At 38.1% G+C, this 3,352-nt stretch carries 6 protein-coding genes; 4 read left to right on the forward strand and 2 right to left on the reverse strand.

Annotated features, from left to right (window positions below):
* Positions 1-863: dATP/dGTP diphosphohydrolase domain-containing protein (locus ACFIKE_RS08795; RefSeq protein ID WP_375649362.1), on the reverse strand; the 863-nt coding region annotated here is incomplete at its 3' end.
* Between the two features lie 10 nt (positions 864-873).
* Positions 874-1,113 (reverse strand): helix-turn-helix domain-containing protein, encoded by a 240-nt coding sequence (locus tag ACFIKE_RS08800; protein WP_375649364.1) that lies wholly within the window; start codon positions 1,111-1,113, stop codon positions 874-876.
* A gap of 85 nt (positions 1,114-1,198) precedes the next feature.
* Here ACFIKE_RS08800 and ACFIKE_RS08805 point away from each other — a divergent pair, with 85 nt between their 5' ends.
* The 4 genes from ACFIKE_RS08805 to ACFIKE_RS08820 all read left to right on the forward strand — a co-directional run.
* Complete coding sequence (locus ACFIKE_RS08805; RefSeq protein WP_375614261.1) at positions 1,199-1,552, forward strand: XRE family transcriptional regulator; 354 nt, start codon at positions 1,199-1,201, stop codon at positions 1,550-1,552.
* Between the two features lie 298 nt (positions 1,553-1,850).
* Positions 1,851-2,231, forward strand: a complete 381-nt coding sequence (locus ACFIKE_RS08810; RefSeq protein WP_375621921.1) for a hypothetical protein — start codon at positions 1,851-1,853, stop codon at positions 2,229-2,231.
* A gap of 113 nt (positions 2,232-2,344) precedes the next feature.
* Positions 2,345-2,959 carry a hypothetical protein gene (locus tag ACFIKE_RS08815; protein WP_375649367.1) on the forward strand — a complete coding sequence of 205 codons (615 nt, stop codon included), beginning with the start codon at positions 2,345-2,347 and terminating at the stop codon, positions 2,957-2,959.
* Between the two features lie 3 nt (positions 2,960-2,962).
* Positions 2,963-3,352, forward strand: a 390-nt coding sequence (locus ACFIKE_RS08820; protein WP_375649369.1) for a hypothetical protein, incomplete at its 3' end; no start/stop codon positions are given.

The raw sequence follows: 3,352 nt of genomic DNA on the forward strand, positions 1-3,352 counted from the left end.
AAATGACGTAAAGCAGCACCGTGAAACCTGCTCCAGTGCATGCCATTACGCCAATTGTTTGCTCCGTACTTCTTTGCCCCAAACTCTAAAACTTTGCCGATTTCAATCAGTGCCAACGGCGGTATAAGCTCTATACGAGGCTTACCATCATCATTCTTATGCGCTTCGTTTGTGCTATATGAAACGTGTTTACGCATGTAAACTTCGTCGTTATCGCGAAAATCTTCATAGTCACAAACATCGGCATTGCCGTAAATCTTGGCATTCTCTCTAATCTTGGCATGCCCGTGAACTAACGCATTGTCATAAACTTTAGATTGATTGAAAACTTCGGCATTACCAAAAACCTTGGCTTGACCGTAGACACGTGCTTTGTTGTAAACCTTAGCATCCCCATAAATGCGAGAATTGCCGTAAACTTCTGCTTTGCCTTTTACTGAAGCATTCTCATAAATTTGCGCCTTACCATAAACACGGGTATCACTACCATAAACCTCCGCATTACCGTAAATCTTTGCATAATTATAAACATACACACAATTAGAAACATCTGCACAACCGTATACTTGTGCATGCCCAAAAACACGTGCCATGCCACCAACACGGGCATCTCCAAAAACACGAGCATTGCCAAAAACATACCCATTATTAAAAGATCTATCCGAACCAGCTACCCAACAATCACCCTCATGTGATAGGTTACCTTCATGTTCTATAAAACCACCAAGATCACCTTTCTTGACTCTTCCAAAGTCTCTCAGTGCCCGTATGCGACGAAGCATTACAATACCATGTGAATTATTCTTATCAGGATAAAGCGTTACTCCTTGGCGTGTGAACTCATATTTCTTTTCTACAGCCATCTTTGTCTCCTTAATGCTGTAAAGTTTCTCCGGTGTGATCAACACCGCAGCTCTTGCTAATTTTCGACAATGGGGGGTGTTGCTCTTGATCGCATAAAGATTTTAAAAGATAAGCCACTGCCCCTCTTGAAGGAACACCATATTTTTCCCAACGCCATACTGTTGATTTGTTGACGCCTAATAACGCCGCCATTTCGTCCAGCGTAAGATTAAGGCGTTTTCTTAGTTCTTTTGCTTCTATCTTATTCATGAAAAAAATATGCATTACGAGTATTTTAATGTCAAGTCGAAATGCATACCAATTTTATGCAATATGAGTAATATAGGAGATAAACATGCTTGATAAAATAACAGAGCAATCCTCTAGATTGATGAAAGCGCGTCTGGTACGTGGTTTTAGAAGTGCTAAAGAAGCAGCTAGATATTTTGGATGGAACTATTCTAGCTATATACAACATGAACAAGGTCTTAGAGGAATATCACGCGCATCTAAAAAATACGCAAAAGCATTTAGAATTAGTGAGGGATGGTTATTAACTGGAGAAGGAGAAGGTCCCTCCTTTCCAATATCTACGGTAGAACAGCCTATTGAAGAACAAATCATTGATCTGCTAAAGAAAACAAGTCAGACAGATAAAGAAACAATTCTTCACCTTCTAAGCCGCTTGAATAATGAAGAAAAAAAATGAAAGCTTTTTGTCTTTCATAACTAAATGTAGAAATTAGTTGCATTATTTCATTATCTAATTCCGTATCACTTTTTGTTTTTTTCATAACTTATTCCTCTCTCCTTCAGAGAAATGTCAATTAATGAAAATCCCCTATAAAGGATTTTTATCTTGTTACATAAAAAATACACATAATGCATATTTTTTTGTTGACCAGTATGCATAATGCGTATATAAAGACACCATACCCCGAAAAAAAAAACCTATGTCAAGGCGTTTTTTTCAAAATGTATTTAAATATTTTGATATGGAGGCATTTGTGAATAAACCAGTGTTTATAAATTCTGATGAAATTCTCTTAGTGATGTGCGAAAATGAAGAGCAAAATCTCGCTAAATCTGGTCCTTTCTTAGAAGAAAGTGACATGATCAAATTTATCGACCAAGCCGATAATGCTGTCCAAATTTTGCGTATTGAACCAACGACTAATCGTTGCGAAGATATCTCTGAAGATATTGCCGAATTCTATCTTAAAGAATGTGAAGAGCAGTGTTTCAACGGAAACATTCCTCACGATTTTATTCTACACAGCACAGCATACGGTTTTTTTTTAGATGATATAAAACAGCGCGAATATGATGATGCAATGTATGGTTCTTACGAAAAACAACACCGTTTGCGTCCTTGTGATGTGCTTTAAAAGCTAAAGGCGTTTTTAAAAGACGCCACCTTTTCAAAAAATTCACCCCACAATGCAATGCCGTTCTTTTGCAAGAACGACAAAGGCAGAGTCTAACTTAAAGGAGTAAAATAATGGAAAAAAAATATGAACTTACTGATGAAACAATTGAGTTTGATTGCAGAACACTTCACCGCATTCGTGCACTGAGAGACTTTGCTGATGTTAAAGCTGGTGATTTAGGCGGCTATATCGAGAAAGAAGACAACCTAAGTCATGAAGGTGATTGTTGGGTAGGTGATGATGCAAAAGTCTATGGTTGTGCCAAGATTTTTGGTGATGCCCATGTTTATGAAAACGCTCGTGTGGATGGTCATGCAAGAGTTTATGACAATGCCAAGGTTTTTGGTGATGCTTATATTCATCACATTGCTGATATTTACGAAAATGCATGTGTTTTTGGTAGTGCATCTGTTACCGGAGAAACTAATATTTTTGGCAATGCGAAGATTTTTGGACATGCTCGTGTTTTTGCCAGTGCACAAATCTACGAGAATGCACAAGTTTCCGGTGGTGCATTTATTAGTGGAAAAGCTAAAATTTATGGAAATGCTAAAATTTATGACGGTTCATTGATTTCCATCAGAGCAAAAGTTGGGGGAAATGCCCAAATCTGTGGTTATGTATTTATTCATGGAAACGCAGAGATCATCAATGATGAAATCATCACAACTGGCCAGAGGCAATAAACCATGGAAAAAAAATACGAATTTACTGATGAAACAATCGAAGTTGGGGGCAAAACTCTCCACCGCATTCGCGCATTACGAGACTTTGGAAACGTCGAGAAAGGTGATTTAGGAGGCTATATCGAGAAAGAAGACAACCTATCGCATCGTGGTAATTGCTGGATTGGGGATTATGCAAAAGTCTATGGTTATGCCAAGGTTTTTGGTGATGCCTTGGTTTACGAAAATGCACAAGTTTACGGTTATGCACATGTTTACAACAATTCTCGTATTTATGGCAAAGCAGAAGTTTGCGATGAACCATGCATTTACGGTGATGCAGAAGTTTACGGTGATGCATATATTTGCGGTGAACCGCACGTTTTTGATAATGCAGAAGTTTATGGCAATGCA

Origin of the sequence: Bartonella sp. MU70NMGDW (assembly GCF_042194085.1) — a bacterium.
Classification (GTDB): Bacteria; Pseudomonadota; Alphaproteobacteria; order Rhizobiales; family Rhizobiaceae; genus Bartonella; species Bartonella grahamii.

Excerpts from the sequence above, each read along its gene's own strand:
- ACFIKE_RS08800 (WP_375649364.1), bottom strand. The coding sequence starts at position 1,113 with ATGAATAAGATAGAAGCAAAAGAACTAAGAAAACGCCTTAATCTTACG.
- ACFIKE_RS08805 (WP_375614261.1), top strand. The coding sequence starts at position 1,199 with ATGCTTGATAAAATAACAGAGCAATCCTCTAGATTGATGAAAGCGCGT.
- ACFIKE_RS08815 (WP_375649367.1), top strand. The coding sequence starts at position 2,345 with ATGGAAAAAAAATATGAACTTACTGATGAAACAATTGAGTTTGATTGC.